The organism is Rhodoferax sp. BAB1 (genome assembly GCF_013334205.1).
Classification (GTDB): Bacteria; Pseudomonadota; Gammaproteobacteria; order Burkholderiales; family Burkholderiaceae_C; genus Hylemonella.
The window spans coordinates 3,680,953-3,699,081 of the sequence record NZ_CP054424.1 but is presented as its reverse complement, the minus strand read 5'-3'; the positions used below and the strand labels follow the sequence as shown (position 1 = coordinate 3,699,081).

Annotated in this window: 19 protein-coding genes; 6 read left to right on the top strand and 13 right to left on the bottom strand. The window is 68.4% G+C overall.

Annotated features, from left to right (window positions below; translation table 11 throughout):
- Window positions 1–8: 8 nt before the first annotated feature.
- On the top strand, window positions 9–428 hold the full coding sequence (locus HTY51_RS17890; RefSeq protein WP_174254336.1) for a CinA family protein: 420 nt from the start codon (window positions 9–11) through the stop codon (window positions 426–428).
- Complete coding sequence (locus HTY51_RS17885; RefSeq protein ID WP_174254001.1) at window positions 425–1,324, top strand: alpha/beta fold hydrolase; 900 nt, start codon at window positions 425–427, stop codon at window positions 1,322–1,324. Before HTY51_RS17890 ends, HTY51_RS17885 begins: the two co-directional genes overlap by 4 nt.
- 155 nt (window positions 1,325–1,479) lie before the next feature.
- Here HTY51_RS17885 and HTY51_RS17880 read toward each other — a convergent pair whose 3' ends face one another.
- Genes HTY51_RS17880 through lptA form a run of 6 tightly spaced genes read right to left on the bottom strand, consistent with a single transcriptional unit; the run spans window position 1,480 to window position 6,988 of the window.
- The gene (locus tag HTY51_RS17880; protein WP_174254000.1) at window positions 1,480–2,271 is read right to left on the bottom strand and encodes a YecA family protein; all 792 of its coding nucleotides are present in this window, start codon (window positions 2,269–2,271) and stop codon (window positions 1,480–1,482) included.
- A 21-nt stretch (window positions 2,272–2,292) separates the two neighbouring features.
- Complete coding sequence (locus HTY51_RS17875) at window positions 2,293–2,706, bottom strand: putative toxin-antitoxin system toxin component, PIN family (RefSeq protein ID WP_174253999.1); 414 nt, start codon at window positions 2,704–2,706, stop codon at window positions 2,293–2,295.
- Window positions 2,703–3,962, bottom strand: a complete 1,260-nt coding sequence (locus HTY51_RS17870; RefSeq protein ID WP_174253998.1) for a class I SAM-dependent RNA methyltransferase — start codon at window positions 3,960–3,962, stop codon at window positions 2,703–2,705. Before HTY51_RS17870 ends, HTY51_RS17875 begins: the two co-directional genes overlap by 4 nt.
- Complete coding sequence (gene rpoN, locus HTY51_RS17865; protein ID WP_174253997.1) at window positions 3,959–5,533, bottom strand: RNA polymerase factor sigma-54; 1,575 nt, start codon at window positions 5,531–5,533, stop codon at window positions 3,959–3,961. The genes HTY51_RS17870 and rpoN overlap by 4 nt, the downstream gene beginning before the upstream one ends.
- A gap of 31 nt (window positions 5,534–5,564) precedes the next feature.
- Window positions 5,565–6,377: an LPS export ABC transporter ATP-binding protein gene (gene lptB, locus HTY51_RS17860; protein WP_371733877.1), complete on the bottom strand. Its 813-nt coding sequence runs from the start codon at window positions 6,375–6,377 to the stop codon at window positions 5,565–5,567.
- 14 nt (window positions 6,378–6,391) lie between these two features.
- Window positions 6,392–6,988, bottom strand: a complete 597-nt coding sequence (gene lptA, locus HTY51_RS17855) for a lipopolysaccharide transport periplasmic protein LptA (RefSeq protein ID WP_174253996.1) — start codon at window positions 6,986–6,988, stop codon at window positions 6,392–6,394.
- A 206-nt stretch (window positions 6,989–7,194) separates the two neighbouring features.
- On the opposite strand from lptA, the gene gshB reads away from it, so the two are divergent.
- Window positions 7,195–8,157 carry a glutathione synthase gene (gshB, locus tag HTY51_RS17850; RefSeq protein ID WP_174253995.1) on the top strand — a complete coding sequence of 321 codons (963 nt, stop codon included), beginning with the start codon at window positions 7,195–7,197 and terminating at the stop codon, window positions 8,155–8,157.
- A 9-nt stretch (window positions 8,158–8,166) separates the two neighbouring features.
- Here the strand turns inward: gshB and HTY51_RS17845 are convergent, their stop codons facing one another.
- From HTY51_RS17845 to HTY51_RS17830, 4 genes are all read right to left on the bottom strand, one after another.
- Window positions 8,167–9,711 (bottom strand): methyl-accepting chemotaxis protein, encoded by a 1,545-nt coding sequence (locus HTY51_RS17845; protein WP_174253994.1) that lies wholly within the window; start codon window positions 9,709–9,711, stop codon window positions 8,167–8,169.
- A 103-nt stretch (window positions 9,712–9,814) separates the two neighbouring features.
- Window positions 9,815–10,582, bottom strand: a complete 768-nt coding sequence (locus HTY51_RS17840; protein WP_174253993.1) for a class II glutamine amidotransferase — start codon at window positions 10,580–10,582, stop codon at window positions 9,815–9,817.
- A 4-nt stretch (window positions 10,583–10,586) separates the two neighbouring features.
- Window positions 10,587–12,020 (bottom strand): DHA2 family efflux MFS transporter permease subunit, encoded by a 1,434-nt coding sequence (locus HTY51_RS17835; RefSeq protein WP_174254334.1) that lies wholly within the window; start codon window positions 12,018–12,020, stop codon window positions 10,587–10,589.
- 23 nt (window positions 12,021–12,043) lie between these two features.
- Window positions 12,044–13,174 (bottom strand): cation diffusion facilitator family transporter, encoded by a 1,131-nt coding sequence (locus HTY51_RS17830; protein ID WP_174253992.1) that lies wholly within the window; start codon window positions 13,172–13,174, stop codon window positions 12,044–12,046.
- 75 nt (window positions 13,175–13,249) lie between these two features.
- Here HTY51_RS17830 and HTY51_RS17825 point away from each other — a divergent pair, with 75 nt between their 5' ends.
- Window positions 13,250–13,558, top strand: a complete 309-nt coding sequence (locus HTY51_RS17825) for a hypothetical protein (RefSeq protein ID WP_174253991.1) — start codon at window positions 13,250–13,252, stop codon at window positions 13,556–13,558.
- A gap of 6 nt (window positions 13,559–13,564) precedes the next feature.
- On the opposite strand, the gene HTY51_RS17820 is transcribed toward HTY51_RS17825, so the two are convergent.
- Entirely contained in the window at window positions 13,565–13,792 is a 228-nt protein-coding gene (locus tag HTY51_RS17820) for a cysteine-rich CWC family protein (RefSeq protein ID WP_174253990.1), read from the bottom strand.
- A gap of 88 nt (window positions 13,793–13,880) precedes the next feature.
- On the opposite strand from HTY51_RS17820, the gene HTY51_RS17815 reads away from it, so the two are divergent.
- Together HTY51_RS17815 and HTY51_RS17810 are read left to right on the top strand one after the other, a co-directional pair.
- Window positions 13,881–15,404, top strand: a complete 1,524-nt coding sequence (locus HTY51_RS17815; RefSeq protein WP_174253989.1) for a glycosyltransferase family 39 protein — start codon at window positions 13,881–13,883, stop codon at window positions 15,402–15,404.
- A gap of 30 nt (window positions 15,405–15,434) precedes the next feature.
- A complete protein-coding gene (locus HTY51_RS17810) occupies window positions 15,435–16,118 on the top strand; it encodes a glutathione S-transferase family protein (RefSeq protein WP_174253988.1) in 684 nt (227 codons plus the stop codon).
- 5 nt (window positions 16,119–16,123) lie between these two features.
- Here HTY51_RS17810 and HTY51_RS17805 read toward each other — a convergent pair whose 3' ends face one another.
- Both HTY51_RS17805 and HTY51_RS17800 read right to left on the bottom strand, forming a co-directional pair.
- Window positions 16,124–17,113 carry a PhnD/SsuA/transferrin family substrate-binding protein gene (locus HTY51_RS17805; protein WP_174253987.1) on the bottom strand — a complete coding sequence of 330 codons (990 nt, stop codon included), beginning with the start codon at window positions 17,111–17,113 and terminating at the stop codon, window positions 16,124–16,126.
- Window positions 17,114–17,135: 22 nt separating this feature from the next.
- Complete coding sequence (locus HTY51_RS17800) at window positions 17,136–18,107, bottom strand: tripartite tricarboxylate transporter substrate binding protein (RefSeq protein ID WP_174253986.1); 972 nt, start codon at window positions 18,105–18,107, stop codon at window positions 17,136–17,138.
- Window positions 18,108–18,129: the final 22 nt, after the last annotated feature.

The following is an 18,129-nucleotide window of genomic DNA, read 5'->3' as shown; positions in this document are numbered from 1 at the left end:
GCCAGTGGATGCTGGTCACAGCCGAGAGTTGCACCGGCGGCCTGATCGCCGGTGCCTGCACCGACCTCAGCGGTTCGAGCAACTGGTTCGAACGCGGCTTCGTCAGCTACTCCAACACGGCCAAGAACGAACTGCTGGGTGTGGAGACTGCGCTGCTCAAACAACACGGTGCCGTCAGCGAGGAAGTGGCACGTGCCATGGCCGCCGGCGCATTGGCGCGTTCCCGGGCCCAGGTGGCCGTGGCCGTCACCGGCGTGGCCGGCCCCACCGGCGGCACCCCCGACAAACCCGTGGGCCTGGTCTGGTTCGGCTTTGCGCTGCCGGGGCAGGTGCTGACGGAAAAGATGAATTTCCCCGGTGACCGCGCGGCCGTGCGTGCCGCCACCGTCACGCACGCGCTGCAGCGCCTCAACGAACTCCTGCCATGAACTGGTTTGATGGTTTCGAGCCCCGTCGCTTCGACGTCAACGGCGTACAGATCCATGCGCGTGTGCCCGTCACTGCGCGTGGCAGCAAGCCCGCGCTGTTGCTGGTGCACGGCTTCCCGCAGACCCATGCACTCTGGCACCGCGTGGTGCAGCAGCTGCAGCAGGACTACTGGATCGTGCTGCCCGACCTGCGTGGTTACGGCGACTCGGCCCAACCCGCCGGCCTGCCCGACCACGGCAACTACAGCAAGCGCACCATGGCCCAGGACCTGGTGGACGTGATGGACCAGTTGGGCTGTCCCACCTTCTTCCTCTGCGGCCACGACCGCGGCGGCCGCGTCGCGCATCGTCTGGCGCTGGACCACGCCGAGAAGGTGGAGAAACTCTGCGTGATCGACATCGCGCCCACGCTGGACATGTACGCCGCCACCGACATGGCCTTCGCACGCGCCTATTACCACTGGTTCCACCTGATCCAGCCCTGGCCCCTGCCCGAACGCATGATCGGGGCCGACGCCAGGACCTACCTGCACGCCAAGCTAGGCGGCTGGGGATCCCAGGGACTGGACTACATCGAACCGTTGGCCCTGGCCGAGTACGAACGCTGCTTCTGCAGACCCGAGGCCATCCACGGTGCCTGCGAGGACTACCGCGCCAGCGCCGGCATCGACCTGGAACACGACCGGACCAGCCGCGCGCACGGTCAGAAGATCGCCTGCGACACGCTGGTGATCTGGGGCGAGCGCGGCGTGGTGAACCGGCTCTTCAAGCCATTGGAGCTCTGGCAGGCGCAATGCTGCGCCACCGTCAGCGGCCAGCTGCTGACGGCCGGGCATTTCATCCCCGAGGAACTGCCGCAGGAAACGGCCGCCGCACTGAAGAACTTCTTTGTATAGAGCCGGCAGCGTAGAACTTGTGAAGAAATCGTAGCGAGCGGCCCGCGCGCAAGGCGGACGGAGCACAGCCACCGGAACGTACTTGCTGTACGTGAGGATGGCGCGCACCGCCCAACGCGGCGATCGGGCCGCGCAGTAGATTTATTCACAAGTTCTCAGGTCGCGCCGTGGCACTTCTTGTACTTCTTCCCGCTGCCGCAATAACAGAGGTCGTTGCGGCCGGGCGTCGTTTCCTTGCGCACGGTTTCCACCCGCGGGCCGATGCTGCGCCAGATCTCGCGCAGGTCGTAGACGGCCCAGATCGCGTCACCGAAGGCGTTGAGCCGCTCCACGCTGACCGAAGGCGGCGTGTCGTCGCCGAAGGGTGAAATCTCGGGCGGGGCCGTGTCGTCTTCGGTCATGGCCACCATGGCCTGCAGCGAGGCATCCAGCCACTCGGCCGCTTCCTTGTCGCGCGGGGGCGCCCACTCCTCGGGCCAGTTCTCCACGGCGAACATGAATCCCAGGGCCCAGACCTGGGCGAAGGCCGGCACCTCGTCACCGAGCTCCGCACGTTCCGCCGGCGACAAGGCTGCGATCGCACCACGCACGTCCATGACCTCGGGCTGGTAGGCCGCTTCGTCCTCCAGGTTCTCGACCTCGGCATCGAGTGCCGTTTGCACCTCCTGCCAGCGCCGGGTCCAGAGCGCGAGAAAGCGCTCGCGCTGGGCGGCATCGGCAAAGGGCGCGACGGCCCCGGCATCGTCCATGCCCAGCAGCACCGGCAGGTATTCCGCCGCAGGGATGGGCCGGCGGCAGCAGACCAGGGCGGCCAGAAAGCCTTCGCAGAATTCCCACTGCGGGATTTCCTCGTCGCGTTCGCGCAGATCGTCGAGGATGGCGTCGAGCTCGTCGAAATCTTCGGGCTGCAACAGCTCGCCGGGTTGGGGGTTGTCGGATGTCGTCATGGTCGTTCCCGAGGGTGGTGATCAGTGGGTCGCGGCGGCCAGGGCCGGGGCGGTGCTCACCCCCAGCGGCAACAGTCGTCGCTTGAGGCGCAACACGGCGTGGTCCTTGCTCAGCAGCAGCGCGCGGTGCGCCACGGCCAGGTCGATGAACTTCTGGTCGTCCGGGTCCTTGCAGACGCAAGACACCCGCGGGGCCGTCTCGACGATCTGCACCTGCCGGTCGAAAGCGGCCAGCACCGCGTCGACGCCGAGCTGGTAGTAGGCCAGGCGCGCGGCGATGTGCGGATAGGCCAGCACGCGGACCAGTTCCTCGCGCATGGCGGGCGTGGCGATCCATTGCAGCTGGCGGCTGTCGAGCGCCTCTTTCAGTGGCGGCGTGGCCGGGTCATCGAAGACCAGCAGATCCAGCACGATGTTGGTGTCCAGCACGATCATGGCTGGCCCGGTTTCTCGCGTGCCGAGCCCCTGATCATCTCGAACTTGAAGAGCCGGCACTCCAGCGGGCCGTTCCACATGGGCACACGGCGCGATTCCTTCAGGCGCATCTTGCTGGGCAATTTGAGGTCGGGCGTGAGCACCCAGGCGGTCCAGCCGCTGTAGTTCTTCTTCCAGTGGCTGGCCAGCTTGCTGAAGAATTCGTTGTCGTCGCCGGCCTGTTCCGTCTCGGGCAGCTCACGCGCGCCAAAGCGCGCGGCGCCCGCAAAGCCGCCGGCCTCGATGCGTTCGCCATAGGGCGGGTTGACCAGCATCACACCCGGCGTGGCGCAGGGCGGCATGCGCTGCAGGGCGTCACCGCCACGGAACTCGATCACGTCAGCCACGCCGGCCCGCTGGGCATTGCGCTGGGCAAAGTCCACCATGCGGTGCGACACGTCGCTGCCGTAGATCAGCGCGGCCTGGCCCGGCTCGGGCTTGACCACCGCCTGCGCGGCCTCGCTCTTCATCTCGGCCCATTCGGGGGCGCGGAAGGGGCGGTATTTCTCGAAGGCAAAACGACGCAGGGAACCGGCCGCGATGTTGCAGGCAATCTGCGCCGCCTCGATGGCGATGGTGCCGCTGCCGCAGCAGGGGTCGTACAGCGGCGTCAGGTCACCGTCGGCGTCGCCCTCGGCCCAGCCGCTGGCGGCGATCATGGCGGCGGCCAGGGTTTCCTTCAGGGGCGCATCACCCTTGTCCTCGCGCCAGCCGCGCTTGAACAGCGGTTCGCCCGAGGTGTCGATGTAGAGTGAGCAGCTGTCGGTGGTCAGGTGGGCGTAGATGCGCACATCGGGCCACTGGGTGTCCACATCGGGGCGCACGCCGCCCGAGGTTTCGCGAAAACGGTCACAGACCGCATCCTTCACCTTCAGCGCCGCGAAGTTCAGCGAGGTCAGCGGGCTGTGCTGGGCCGTGATCTCGACCTTGATGCTTTCCTTCGGTGTGAACCACTGCTCCCAGGGCACTGCCATGGCGGCGCGGTACAGGTCCTGCTCGCTGCGGTACTCGGTGTAGGACACCAGCACCAGCACACGCTGCGCCAGGCGGCTGTAGAGATTGAGCAGCATGGCCTGCGCAAACGAGGTGCGCACCGCCACCCCGCCACGTTGTTTGGTGATGCAGCCCGGCGGCAGGTCCGTGATCCGCAGGATCTCGGGGGCCAGATAGTCCTCGACGCCGGCGGCGCAGGGCAGGAACAATTGAAGCTGGTTCACAAGGCTTTCCGTAAATTCGCGGGCGCGATCTTGAGCGCCTCGCGGTATTTGGCGACCGTGCGTCGCGCGCACTCGATACCCTGCTCCTTGAGCATCTCGGAGAGCTGGCTGTCGGACAGGGGTTTCTTGACACTCTCGGCGCTGACGAACTGCTTGATCAGCGCGCGCACCGCCGTGCTGGAGGCATTGCCGCCGGACTCGGTGCCCAGGCCCGAGCCGAAGAAGTACTTGAGCTCGTAGGTGCCGAAGGGCGTGGCCATGTACTTGGCCGTGGTCACGCGGCTGATGGTGGACTCGTGCAGGCCGAGCTCGTCGGCGATCTCGCGCAGCACCAGCGGGCGCATGGCCAGCTCGCCGTGCATGAAGAAGTTCTTCTGTCGCTCGACGATGGCGCTGGAGACACGCAGGATGGTGTCGAAGCGCTGCTGGATGTTCTTGATGAACCAGCGCGCCTCCTGCAGGCGCTGCTGCAGCGCGGCGTGGTTGTCGGCGCTGCGGCCGCCGGCCTTGTGGCCCTTGAGCGCATTGGCATAGATATCGTGCACGCGCAGCCGCGGCATGATGTCCGGGTTGAGCTGCACGCGAAAGCGGGTCTGCGCGCCGCTGCCGCTGCGCACGACCAGCACGTCGGGCACGATGACGTTGCGCTCGACATTGACGAAACGCCGCCCGGGCTTGGGCTCCAGCCGCGCCACCAGGCCCAGGGCCTCACGCGTCAGGGCTTCGCTGCCGCCACAGAGCTGGGCGAGTTTGCGGAGATCGCGCCGCGCCAGCAGTTCCGGCGGCTGCTCGACCATGCGCAGGGCCTGGGCCACCACGGCCGGTTCCGGCAGGTTCTGCGCGCCGCGCATGGCCTCGGCCTGCAGGGCCAGCAACTGCAGGCGCAGGCACTCGGCCATGTTGCGCGCACCCACGCCGGTGGGCTCCAGGCTTTGCAGCAGACGCAGCGCGAGCTCGAAGTGGGCGAGCAGGGCCTCCAGATGCTCGCCTTCCTCGCCGGCCAGGCCCTGGGCCAGCGATTCGAGCGTGTCCTCCAGGTAACCGTCCTCGTTGAGGGACTCGATCAGGAACTGCAGGGCGGCACGGTCTTCGGCCCCCAGGCGCAGGGACAGGGCCTGGCGCTTGAGGAAGTCCTGCAGCGATTCCTGGCTGCGCGCCAGCTCGGTGGCATCGGCCTCATCGTCCTCGCGCGCGCCGTTGCGCGCCGGCGCGTCACCGCCCCACTCGCTGTCGTCGGGCGACATGTCCACGCTGCCATCGCCCTCCCAGCTGCCCTCGCTCTCCAGGCTGCTCACCGCGACGCTTTCGTCCGGCGCCTCGCTGGACGAAGCGCTGCTGCTGTAGTCGTAGTCGCCCTCGTCCTGCGCCACCGGGGTATCGGCACGCTCCAGGCCATGGGCCTCACGCTCAACGCTGTCGTCGGCGCGCTCCAGGAAGGGGTTCTCGTCGAGCAGTTGCTCGACCTCCTGGTTGAGCTCCAGCGTGGAGAGCTGCAGGAGACGGATGGACTGCTGCAGCTGGGGCGTGAGCGCCAGATGCTGGGAGACCCGCAGCGACAGTCCCTGTTTCATGTTGTCAGTCCGATGTGCAGGGCAAGCCCTCTCACATCTTGAAGTGCTCGCCCAGGTAGACCCGGCGCACGTCGGCGTTGTTGACGATGTCGCCCGGCGTACCCTGGGCCAGCACGCGGCCTTCGCTGATGATGTAGGCGTGATCGCAGATGCCCAGCGTCTCGCGCACATTGTGGTCGGTGATCAGCACGCCGATGCCGCGCGCCTTCAGGAAGCTGATGATGCGCTGGATCTCGATCACGGCGATCGGGTCGATGCCGGCGAAAGGTTCGTCGAGCAGGATGAAACGCGGTTGCGTGGCCAGGGCGCGGGCAATCTCCACACGACGGCGCTCGCCGCCCGAGAGCGCCAGCGCGGGCGACAGGCGCAACTTCTCCACGCGCAGGTCCTGCAGCAGGGCCGTGAGGCGCAGCTCGATCTCGTCCTTGCGCAAGGGCTTGCCGTCCGCGTCGCGCTGCAGCTCCAGCACGGCACGCACGTTGTCCTCGACGTTGAGCTTGCGGAAGATCGATGCCTCCTGCGGCAGGTAGCTCAGGCCCATGCGGGCGCGCTGGTGGATGGGCATGTGCTCCACCGGCTGGTCGTCGATCAGGATCTCGCCGGCGCTGGCACGCACCAGGCCCACGATCATGTAGAACGAAGTGGTCTTGCCCGCGCCATTGGGGCCCAGCAGTCCGACCACCTCGCCCTTGCGCACCGTCAGCGAGACGTCCTTGACGACCTCGCGGCTGCCGTAGAACTTCTTCAGGTGGCGGGCTTCGAGCCGGCTCGGGTCGCCGCCGGGCAGGGTGTCGGGGGCGGTGGCCGTGTCGGGCTGGGTATCGGGCGGGATCGTGCCGGCCATCTGCTGGCTGTCGCTCACTTGCGCCCTCCGAGGGAATCGTCGTTGCGCAGCGGCACGCCCGGGCGCGATGCGGCCGGCTGCGGCGCCTCGCTGCGCGGCGTCAGCGTGGCGCGTACGCGCCCGCTGCCCTTTTGCTGTCCGCCGTCCACGGTGAAGACATCCGTCAGGCTGTTGTACTGGATGATGTTGCCGGTCACCAGGTCGGCCACCTGGCTGCCGCGCAGGCGACGCAGCTCCGCGTTCCTGATCAGCTTGAAGACGTCGGCACGGCCGTCGTATTCGATGGTCTCGCTCTCGCCTTCGATGTATTCGTCATCGCCGTCGCGCTTCTGGCGGAAGGTGGCGCGCTGGCCGGCCTCGGCCGTCACCACGCCAAACTGGTAACCCTGCGGATCCTGGCGCACCTCGATACGGGCGCCCTTGATGATGATGGAACCCCGCGTCAGCACCACATTGCCGCTGAAGACGCTGGTCTGCCTGAGGTCGTCATAGCGCAGGGCGTCGGCCTCAATGTTCATCGGCTTCTTGCTGTCGGCCTTTTCGGCCCCGGCCAGGCCCGCGCTCAGTGCACAAGCGGCACACAGCAGGAGCCGGAGGATGGGAAATTTCATAAAGGCACGAATCTTGCTCTTTGGGGTCTGGGGCATTGTAATCGCGCCGGGCCGCTGGTCCAGGCCTTGCTTGGGCCTCTTTTCCTGAGCCTGCCGGTTTCGTGAGAGACTTCCAGCCCCAGGCTCCAGCCTTGACTGAAGCCCGTCAGGACCCCGCCCCACCCGCGCGGGCCCCCAACGCCCACCTCAGCTTGCGACCACCCGCCATGGACCTGCTTTTCATCGCCGACCCGCTGGAATCGTTCAAGACCTACAAGGACAGCACCTTTGCCATGATGCGCGAGGCACAGCGCCGCGGCCACACCGTGGCAGCCTGCGAGCCGCAGCAGCTGGGCTGGCAGGCCGCCACCGGTGTGCAGGCGCATGTGCGCCGCATCCGGCTGACCGGCCACGAGGAGCACTGGTTCCACGAATCGCCGCTGGCGCCGGCCCAGCGCCTGGTCGCGCTGCGCGACTTCGACGCCATCGTCATGCGCAAGGACCCGCCCTTCGACAGCGAGTACTTCTATGCCACCCACCTGCTGGAGCAGGCCGAACGCGAAGGTGCGCGCGTCTTCAACAAACCACGCGCGCTGCGCGACCACCCGGAAAAGCTCGCCATCCTCGAATTCCCGCAATTCACCACGCCCACCCTGGTCACGCGCGAAGCGCAGGCCGTGCGCGACTTCCACGCCCAGCACCGCGACATCATCCTCAAGCCGCTGGACGGCATGGGCGGCGCGGGCATCTTCCGGGTGCGCGACGACGGCCTGAACCTGGGCAGCATCATCGAGACGCTGAACCGCCACGGCGCGCAGACCCTGATGGTGCAGAAATTCCTGCCCGCCATCACGCAGGGCGACAAGCGCATCCTGGTCATCGGCGGCAAGCCCGTGCCCTACAGCCTGGCACGCATCCCGCAAGGCAGTGAAGTGCGCGGCAACCTGGCGGCCGGCGGCAAGGGAGTGGCCCAGCCCCTGAGCGCACGTGACCGCGAGATCGCCGAGGCCATCGGCCCGGTGCTGGCCGCGCGCGGCCTGCTGCTGATCGGCCTGGACGTGATCGGCGACTGCCTCACCGAGATCAACGTCACCAGCCCCACCTGCTTCCAGGAAATCACCGACCAGGCCGGCTTCGACGTCGCGGCCATGTTCCTCGACACGCTGGAAGTGGCGCTGACGGTGCGCTGAGCGCCCGCCTCAGCCCACCGGGCCGGCGGCCAGCCGGAACACGGCCACCGTCTGCACCAGCTCCTGCGCCTGCATCTTCAGGCTGGCCGCGGCCGCCGCCATCTGCTCGACCAGGGCCGCGTTCTGCTGCGTGGCCTGGTCCATCTGGGTCACGGCCTCGCCGATCTGCGCCACGCCCTGGCTTTGCTCGCTGCTGGCCCCGCTGATCTCGCCCATGATCTCGGTCACGCGCCGGATGGCCGCCACCACCTCGTTCATGGTGGTCCCGGCCTGGTCGACCTGGGCACTGCCCTGCTCGACACGCTGCACGCTGTCGGTGATCAGGTTCTTGATCTCCTTGGCGGCCTCGGCGCTGCGACCGGCCAGCGAGCGCACCTCGCTGGCCACCACGGCAAAACCGCGGCCCTGCTCGCCCGCCCTGGCCGCTTCCACCGCGGCGTTCAAAGCCAGGATGTTGGTCTGGAAGGCGATGCCGTCGATCACGCTGATGATGTCGTGGATCTTGCGCGCGCTATCGTTGATGCCCTTCATGGTGTCCACCACCTGGGCCACCACCTCGCCGCCCTGCACGGCCACCGTGCTGGCGCTCTGGGCCAGCTGGTTGCCCTGTCTGGCGTTGTCGGCGTTCTGGCGCACGGTCGAGGAAAGTTCTTCCATGCTGGCGGCGGTCTCTTCCAGCGCACTGGCCTGCGACTCGGTACGCGAGCTCAGGTCCTGGTTGCCCTGGGCAATCTCGGCACTGGCGGTGGCCACGCTCTCGGAGCCCTGGCGCACCCGGGCCACCACCTGGGCCAGGGACTGCTGCATGCCCATCAAGGCCTGCAGCAGCCGGGCCAGCTCGTCGCTTCCGCGGGCCTGCTGCGTGGAAGTCAGGTCCCCGGTCGCGACGGCCTGGGCCAGCGCCAGGGACTGCTGGATCGGCTGGGTGATGGTGCGGCTGAAGCGATAAGCGGCGACGACACCCAGCACGAACACCACCAGCATCAGCACCAGCGACACCACCAGGGCCTGGCGCCCTTCCATACTGGCCTGCTGCCCGACCTCACGCGCATGAGTCGCCAGTTCGGTGCTGACATCGTCGAGCAGCTTGGCCGGCGCCCGGTCCATGCCGCTGACCGCCTTGTCGCCGACGCTGGCGTCGAAATCGGCGGCCTTGAAGGCCTCCAGGCCCTTGCGGTAACCCTGTCCCATCTTGGCATGCTCCTGGAGAAAGTTCTCGACCATGGTCTTGCTTTCCCCGGGTGGCAAGGTGGCCAGCAGCTTGCGCCCCTGGTCCGCCACGGCCTGCTCGGACTTGGTGAAACTGCCCCAGTAACGCTCCAGCTGCTTGGGGTCACGGCCGCGCAGCAGCGTGTTTTTCCATTCCTGGACCTGGGTCTTGAAGTCGACCAGCATGGCGGAGGCGGCGCGCTCCTGGTCATTGCCCAGCTGCACGACCGTTTCATACACCCCCAGCGCCTGCCGCATCTGGTACAGACCGGCCAGCGCCGCGGCCAGCAGGAGGGTCAGGGCCAGGGCAAAGGCCAGGGGCAGACGCACGGTTATGCTGTTCATCATCGACTCCTCGGTCTGCGAGCCTGCATCCAGGTCCGCGGGGGGGGGTGGAAGATCCTCGGCACCCATTGTGGCCCAGCCCCGCTCAAGGCGTAAAGCGGTATCAGCCGGGCAGCGGCAGGCCGTCCACAAACACCCTGAGTTCACCCGGCGCAAACGCCGTCCACAACTCGTCGCTGGTCAGCGGCGCCGTCACCACCACCGCCACGCGGTCACCCGGCGCGGCGTGCTCGGCGAAATTCACGCTCAGGTCCTCGTCGCGCAGGGTGGCGCTGCCGAAAGGGTGCTGACGCACCACATGGAAGAGCTTCGTCGAGGCATGCGCCCACAGCGCCTCGCCATTGCTCAGCAGGAAATTGAAAGTGCCGTGGCGTGCGATCTGCGGCACCAGTTCGCGCAGGGTCAGCGTCAGCTCGGCGATGGAAGGCACGCTGGCGTGCGACTTGGCCAGTTCCTGCAGCAGCCAGCAGAAGGCGCGTTCGCTGTCGGTATGCCCCACCGGCCGGAAGCTGCCATGCAGGCGCGGCGCGTAGTCCTTGAGGTCACCGTTGTGCGCAAACACCCAGTAACGGCCCCAGAGCTCGCGCACGAAGGGGTGGCAGTTCTCCAGCGTCACCTCGCCCTGCGTGGCCTTGCGGATGTGCGAGATGACGTTGCGGCTCTTGATCGGGTAATGGCGGATCAGCTCGGCCACGGGCGACTCGGCGGCCGACTGGTGGTCGACGAAATGGCGCAGGCCCTTGTCCTCGAAGAAGGCGATGCCCCAGCCGTCGCCGTGGTGGTCGGTGCGCCCGCCGCGCTCGGCAAAACCCGCGAAGCTGAACATCACGTCGGTCGGCACATTGCAGTTCATGCCCAGCAGCTGGCACATGGTCCTATTTCTCCAGTCGCGCAGACACGCGCATCTGCCAGGCCGCCAGCATGGCCAGCGCGCAAACCCCCGCCAGCAAAACGAAGGTCTCGTCGAAGGCGGCCAGCCGCGCCACGCTGCTGTCGGGGCGGCTCAGGTTGTCGCCATGCGCGGCGATACGCCACTCCAGCACGATGCCGCACAGGCTCACGCCCACTGCACCGCCCAGCATGCGCAGGAAATTGATGGCGCTGGAAGCCTGCGAGATCAGCCGCGGCTCCAGGCCCGCCATGGCGCCGTTGTTCAGCGAAGGCAGGATGAACCCCAGGCCGATGCGGCCCAGCACCACCCAGGCCACCAGCAGCCACAGTGTAGCGTGCAGGCTGATCGTCACCATCAGCGCGAACGATGCGGAAAGCAGCGCCAGGCCCAGGCAGATCAGCACGCGGATCGGCCAGTGGTCCGACAGGCGCCCGGCCAGGGGGATGGTGACGGCCAGCACCAGCCCCGCCGGCAGCATGATGGTGCCCACGTGGGATGCCGAGAGCTGCTGCGCCATCTGGATGTAGAGCGGCAGCAGGTAGGTCGAGCCGAACAGGGCCGTGCCGTAGATGAAGGCCACCAGGCTGCCCATGGCGAAGGAGCGGAAGGCAAACAGGTCCGGATGCATGAGCGGCATGTCGCCGCGCCTGGCCTGGTGCCGCTGCCAGGCGATGAAACCCACCGTGCAGGCCAGCGCCACACCCAGCAGCGCCCAGGCCTGCGCGGACGTTGCGCCGTGCAGCTCGACCATGCCGTTGAGCAGGCACAGCGTGCCCACGGTGGCCAACAGCAGGCCGGCCCAGTCCAGCCGGTTGCCCTGGCGGTCGGCCGCGGCGCCGCCGGGCGCGGTGACCGGCACGTAGCGATAGGCCAGCCAGATCGACGCCACGCAGAAGGGCACGACCATGAAGAAGATGGAACGCCAGCCGAACCAGTCGACCAGCAGGCCGCCGATGCTGGGGCCCAGCGCCGGGGCCAGCACCACGCCCATGCCGAAGATGCCGCCGGCGCGGCCGCGCTCCTGCGGCTGGAAGGCGCGCATGATGATGATGGCCGGGATGGGCTGCACCACCCCCGCGGCCAGGCCCTCGACCACACGCGCGACCAGCACCACCTCGAAATTCCCTGCCAGGCCGCCGCCCACGCCGCCGCCCAGCAGCATCAGCATGGCCACCACGTAGGTGCGGCGGTAGCCGAAGCTGGCCAGCAGCCAGGGCGTGCACAGCATGGCCACCGTGGTCGCCACCATGAAGCTGGACGTGGCCCACTGGGCACGCTCCTGCCCCAGCACGAACTGGTGGCTCATGTCGGGAATGGCCACGTTGATGATGGTGGAGGACATGATGGACGCCATGGTCCCCACCATCACCGCCAGCAGCAGCAGCCAGCGGTAGCGCTCGCCGTAACGCGCCTGCATCTCGGGCAGGGTGGCGGGGTGCTTCACGCATGCCCTCCGGCGGGGACGCAGCGCAGGCTGACGCTGGCCACGTGGCCCAGCTCCGCCAGCGCCGCCTGCAGTTCGCGCTGCAGGCGCTGCAGTTCGGCGGCGCTGACGTGCACGCCCAGTTCGGCCTCCACCTCCAGCCCGCCTTCCAGGTAGTGCAGGCGCAGCGTCACCGGATGGCCCAGCACCTCCCGGGCCCGGGCCTGCACCAGAGTACGCGGCGGCAGCGCCAGCACGCGTGGCAGGTGGCGCACCGTGCCGGGGTCGATGTGCACGGTGCACTCGGCCACGCGGTGCGCGGCCTGGACCTGGGCCGCGATCTGCTCGGCGATGTAATGCCCCTCGGAGACCGTGAGGTGCGCATCCACCTCCACATGCATGTCGATCACGGCCCAGTCCCCCATGCGGCGCGTGCGCAGCTTGTGCACGTCCAGCACGCCGTCGACCGCCTGCGCCGTGCCGTGGATGCGCGCGATCTCCTCGGGATCCAGCGCGTGGTCGGTCAGGCTGTGGAAGGCGTCGACCGAGAAATCCCAGCCGGCCTTGACGATCATGAAACCCACGATGACGGCCGCCACCGCATCCATGCTGTGATAGCCCAGCAGGTTGGCCGCGATGCCCACCGCCACCACCAGGGAGGAGGCGGCGTCGGCGCGCGCGTGCCAGGCGTTGGCAATCAGCATCGAACTCTTGAGCCGCTCGCCGATGCGCCGCATGTAGCGGAACAGCCCTTCCTTGGCGACCAGCGTGAGCAGCGCGGCCAGCAGCGCCAGCGGATGCACGGCCCCCAGGCTCTCGCCCGCATGCAGCTTGACCCCGGCCGTCCACACCATGCCCACGCCCGTGGCCAGCAAGATCAGACCGATGGCCAGCGAGGCGGCCGTCTCGAAACGCGCGTGGCCGTAGGGGTGCTCCGCATCGGCCTCGGCGTGCGAATGGCGCGCGGCAAACAGCACCACGCCGTCGGCCACCAGGTCGGAGAGCGAATGCAGACCGTCGGCGATCAGGGCCTGGGAACGTGCGAACACGCCGATCACCACCTGCATGGCGGCCAGTACCAGGTTGATCCAGACGCTGATCCAGGTCGAACGCAGGGCCTGGCGCTGTTCTGTTTGGGTGCGGGTCATGGCGGGGGGCGGATCCGGGAGACGACGGGACACTGATGCTAGCAGGCGTGCCGACTTGGTGGCACCATGGATGGCATGACATTCCGCCCCCTGCTCTGCCTGTCGCTCACACTGCTGTTCACGCTGCCGGCCCAGGCCAGTTCGCAACTGGCGCTGGACAAAGGCTGCTACAACTGCCACGGTGAGCCCCCGCGCCGCAACACCCCCGGCATGGCCCAGCTGGCCAGCGACTACGCCCGCTACCGGGGCCAGGCCGATGCGCCGCAGCGGCTGACCGACAAGCTCCGAGAGGGCAGCCTCTTCGCCCACATCGCGGCGCACGAACGCCTCAGCCAGGAAGAGTGCATCACGCTGATGCGCTGGATCATCGAGGGCGCGAAGTAGTTCGCCTCAGCGCGGCACGGCGCCCGCGCAGGCCGCGCAGGCCGCGCAGATGCAGGCCTTGCGCTGCGCCTCGGGCGGCACTCGCGCCAGCAACTCCGGGGCAAAGGCCACGGTGGTGCACCAGCAGGGCGGCTGGGCCTGCCCGGTGGCGCGCGCGATCTCGTTGGCGCAGCCATTGGGCTGGCCGCACAGCGGGCAGCGGCAGGGGTCGATGGCGGCGGGGCTCGGGTCCATGGGCAACAGGGTTGGCCGCAGTTTAGCCGCCCCCCGGCGGCAGGCCCCCTCGTTTAGACTCCACGGTGCCTACCCGGCCCCAGTCACCGTGCCCATTGCCACCCGCCCCCCCGTCGTGCTGGCCCTGCTCCTGCTGGGTCACAGCCTGCTGCATTTCATCCTGGGCTGGGTGCTGGAACTCTCGGGCGACGAGGCGCTGCATGCGCTGTACGCCACCCAGCCAGCCCTGAGCTACCTTGACCACCCACCGCTGGTCGGCTGGATCCAGTGGCCGCTGGTGGCGCTGGATGCGCCCGAAGGTTTCCTGCGCCTGGTCCCCGAAGTGCTGTGGGCGCTGACGGCGCTGTTCATCCACGACACGGCACGCCGCCTGCACACCCTGCTGGTGCCGGCGGTCGGCCGCATCGACGACGCCGGCCTGTGGGCCGTGCTGGCCTTCAGCCTGGCGCCCGTGCTGCACATCCTGGGCATCGGCCTGCTGCCCGACACGCTGCTGATGCTGTTCACCGCCGCCTTGCTGTGGCAGACCCTGCGCCTGCTGGACGAAACCCATGTCCGGCAGCTGTCCGACTGGCTGCTGCTGGGCGCCCTGCTGGGGCTGGCCGGCCTCTCCAGATACACCGCCCTCTTCGCCTTCCTGCCGGTGCTGGCCTGCCTGCTGGCCGCCCACGGCCTGCGCCTGCTCACCCGCGCCGGCCCCTGGATCGCCCTGCTGCTGACGCTGGCGCTGGTGCTGCCGGTCCTGCTCTGGCATGCCGGGCACGACGGGGCCTCGCTGGCCTATCCGCTGCGCTACGTCATGGGCAGCGCCTGGGACATCGGCCAGCTGCTGGTCTTCCTGCTGGCGCAGTCCCTGCTCTACCCGCTGCTGATCTGGGGCATCTTCGGCCTGCGCCACAAGGTCCTGGGGGGCCTGGAACTGGACCACAGCCAGGCCTGGCTGCTGACCTTTTTCGCCCTGCCTTTTGCCGTGCTCACCGGCCTGTCGGGTGGCGGCGCCAGCCTGACGCACTGGACCGCACCGGCCTGGGTGGCGCTGGCGCCCTTTGCCGGCCTGGGCCTGGCCGCCCTGTGGGCGAGCGGGCGGCGCAGGCTGATCTGGCTGCTGGGCGGCCTGCAGACCCTGTTCACCGTGGGCCTGTACGCCCTGATGCTGCTGGCCGGCCCGCCCTGGATCAGCAGCGAGGCGCCGGGCAGCCCTGAACCCGAAAGAAGCAACCCCTTCGCCGATTTCTACGGCTGGCACGAGGCCGGCCTGCACGCGGTGCAACTGGCACGCATCCACCATATCCCGCGCCTGGCCGTGCAGCACCGCAGCCTGGCCAGCCGCCTGGCCTGGTACGCCCGCCCCCTGCCGGTGCACGTACTGGCCCCCGAGAGCGACCAGTTCTCGCTCTGGACCGGCCCGCTGCCCGTGGGCGAAAGCGCCGTGCTGCTGGACTGGTCACAGCTCGCCTACCAGTTGCCCGTGGGCCCGGGCCTGTTCGAGCGCTGCGAACCGGCGCAGAGCTTCACCGTGCAACACGCCGGGCGCGCGGTCTCGCGCTTTCGCCTGCACCTGTGCCATGGCTGGGGCGGTCGCCCCGCACCACGCCGCCAGGACGCGGCCTGAACCACCCCAAAAAACCCAGGAGACGAACCCATGCTTTTTTACGATCTGGTCAATGCCCGCGGCGCGCACTTCAGCCCCAACAGCTGGCGCGCGCGTCTGGCCCTGCTGCACAAGGGCCTGGCCTTCGAGGTGCGCGACGTGCTGTTCGGCGACATCCCCGGCATCAACGCCGGCGGCGACAAGCTCACCATCCCCACCCTCTCGCACCAGGGCCGGCTCGTCACCGACAGCTGGGCCATCGTGCAATACTTGGACGCCACCTTTCCCGACACGCCGCGCCTGATCCCCGCGGGCGCCGAGGGCCACGTGCTCAAGTTCTTCCAGTACTGGGCGCAGACCACCCTGCACGCCGGCATCGCGCGCCTGATCCTCAAAGACCTGCACGACAGCCTGGACCCGGCCGACCAGGCCTACTTCCGCGCCTCGCGCGAAAAGCAGTACAAGGCCACGCTGGAAGAGGTGCAGGCCGGCCGCGAGGAACGCGTCGACGCCTTCCGCAAGTCGCTGCAGCCCCTGCGCCTGGCCCTGGGCCACGGCCCCTACATTTGCGGCGAGCAGCCCGGTTACGCCGACTACCTGGCCTTCGGCGCTTTCATGTGGGCGCGCGTGAGCAGCCCCTTTGCCCTGCTGGCCGAGGACGACGTGGTCCACGCCTGGCGCGAGCGCTGCCTGGACCTGTATGGCGGTGCCGGCCGCCAGGAACGGGCCGCGTAGTCACACTAGATCGAATAGGTCTCGTAGGTGGCGGGGTGGAACAGCTCCTCCACCGCCATGAGCCGCTTGGACAGGCCCTGCGCGTGGTGGTGCCGCACAAAGGTCTCCAGCGTCTTGCGTGCCGCCTGCACGCCGTAGGACCAGTAGTCCTCGCCCAGCGATTCGCGCGCCGCCTTCAGCTGCTCTTCCACAAAGGGCAGGGTCACCTTGGTGGCCGAGGTGTCGGACAGCAGCTCCAGCGCCTGCGCCTTGGACACCGTGAAGGCCTTGACCACGGCCGCAGGCAGCCAGGGATGGGCCTGCGCCAGTTCCTTGCGGATGCCCACCACATGCATGATGGGAAACACCCCGGTGCGGCGGTAGTAGTCCTTGGCCTCGGCCGTGGGGTCGTCGAACAACCAGCCGATGTTGGGATTGCGCAGGGCCGCGCGGTTGGGCGGGCGCGGGCCGATGAAACCGTCGATCTCGCCGCGGTCCAGCAATTCGGAGATGGTCGTGCCTTCGGGCGCGGCCTCCACCTTCACGCCCGGCGGCAGCTGCAGCGCGATCTTCTCGGGCCGTCCCGGCGTGTCGATGCCACCGCGCACCCAGGTGATGTCCTCGGGCCGCACGCCGTAGTCGTCCTGCAGGATGGCGCGCGCCCAGACATTGGCCGTGAGCTGGTATTCCGGCAGGCCCACGCGCCGGCCCTTGAGATCGGCCGGCTGCTTGATGCGGTCCTTGCGCACGTAGATCGAGGTGTGGCGAAAGGCACGCGACAGGAACACCGGCACCGCGATGTAGGGGCAATCCCCCTGCGAGTGCTTGACCAGGTAACTGGAGAACGAGAGTTCGGCGATGTCGAAGTCGCGGCTGCGCATGGCCCGAAAAAACATCTCTTCCGGGTTGAGCAGCATGTAGACCGGGTCGACGCCGTCGATCTGGACCCGGCCGTCGTACAGCGCACGGGTGCGGTCGTAGTCGCCCATGGCGACCGAGAGCTGGAGTTTGGCCATGGCTGCGACTTCCCGTTCCGGTTTACTGGGGCTTCTTGATGGACAACACCAGCGGCGTCCAGCGCTCGATCTCGCTGCCCACGTAGCGCGTGAAGGTCGCGGCATCCCAGTCCTGGGTTTCCATGCTCTCGAATGCGAGCTGCTTCTGTGCGGCCTCGGTCTTGAGCCCACGGCGCACTTCCTCATTGATCCGGGCCACCAGGGCCGGCGGCATGCCGGGCGGGCCCGAGAGGGCGAACCAGGTGATGGAGGTGAGGCCCGGGTAGCCCAGCTCGGCAAAGGTGGGCACGTTCGGGATGTCGGCCAGGCGCTTGGAGGCCGTGGTGGCCAGCGCCTTGAGCCGGCCCGTCTTGACGTGTGCGTTGGCCGACGAATAGGTCATCACGGCGGCCAGGATCTGGCCGCTCAGCAGGTCGGTGACGGCCGGCCCGGCCCCCTTGTAGCTGATGTGGGTCTGCGCGTACTGGGCCTGCTTGGCCAGCAGTTCACCGACCAGGTGGCCGTGGGTGCCCTGGCCCGGCGAGCCCCAGCTCAGCCCGTCCTTGAGCTGCTTGGCATAGGCGATGAACTCGGGGACCGTATTCGCCGGCACCGAGGGGTGCACCACCAGCGCCAGGGGCGGGCCGCCCAGCAGCGCGATGTGGGTGAAGTCGTTCATCGGATTGAAGACCTTGGTCTCCACCGGCGCGATCACATGCGAGCCGATGCCCGAGACCACCAGGCTGTAGCCGTCGGGGGGCAGCTTGGAGACCTGACCCGAGCCGATGGTGCCACCGCCGCCGGCCTTGTTTTCCACCACGAAGGTCTGCTTCAGGTTGTTCTGCAGTTGCTGCGCGATCATGCGCCCCAGCGTGTCGGAGGAACCGCCCGGGGCGTAGGGCACGACGATGCGCACCGGCCTGGCAGGCCAGTCGCCGGCGGGCGACGGGGCCTGCGCCAGGGCGCCGGTCGAGAGGCCGAGCAGCGCGGCCACGGCGAAGAGTTGACGAACCATGGGTGTCTCCTTTTTATGGGTT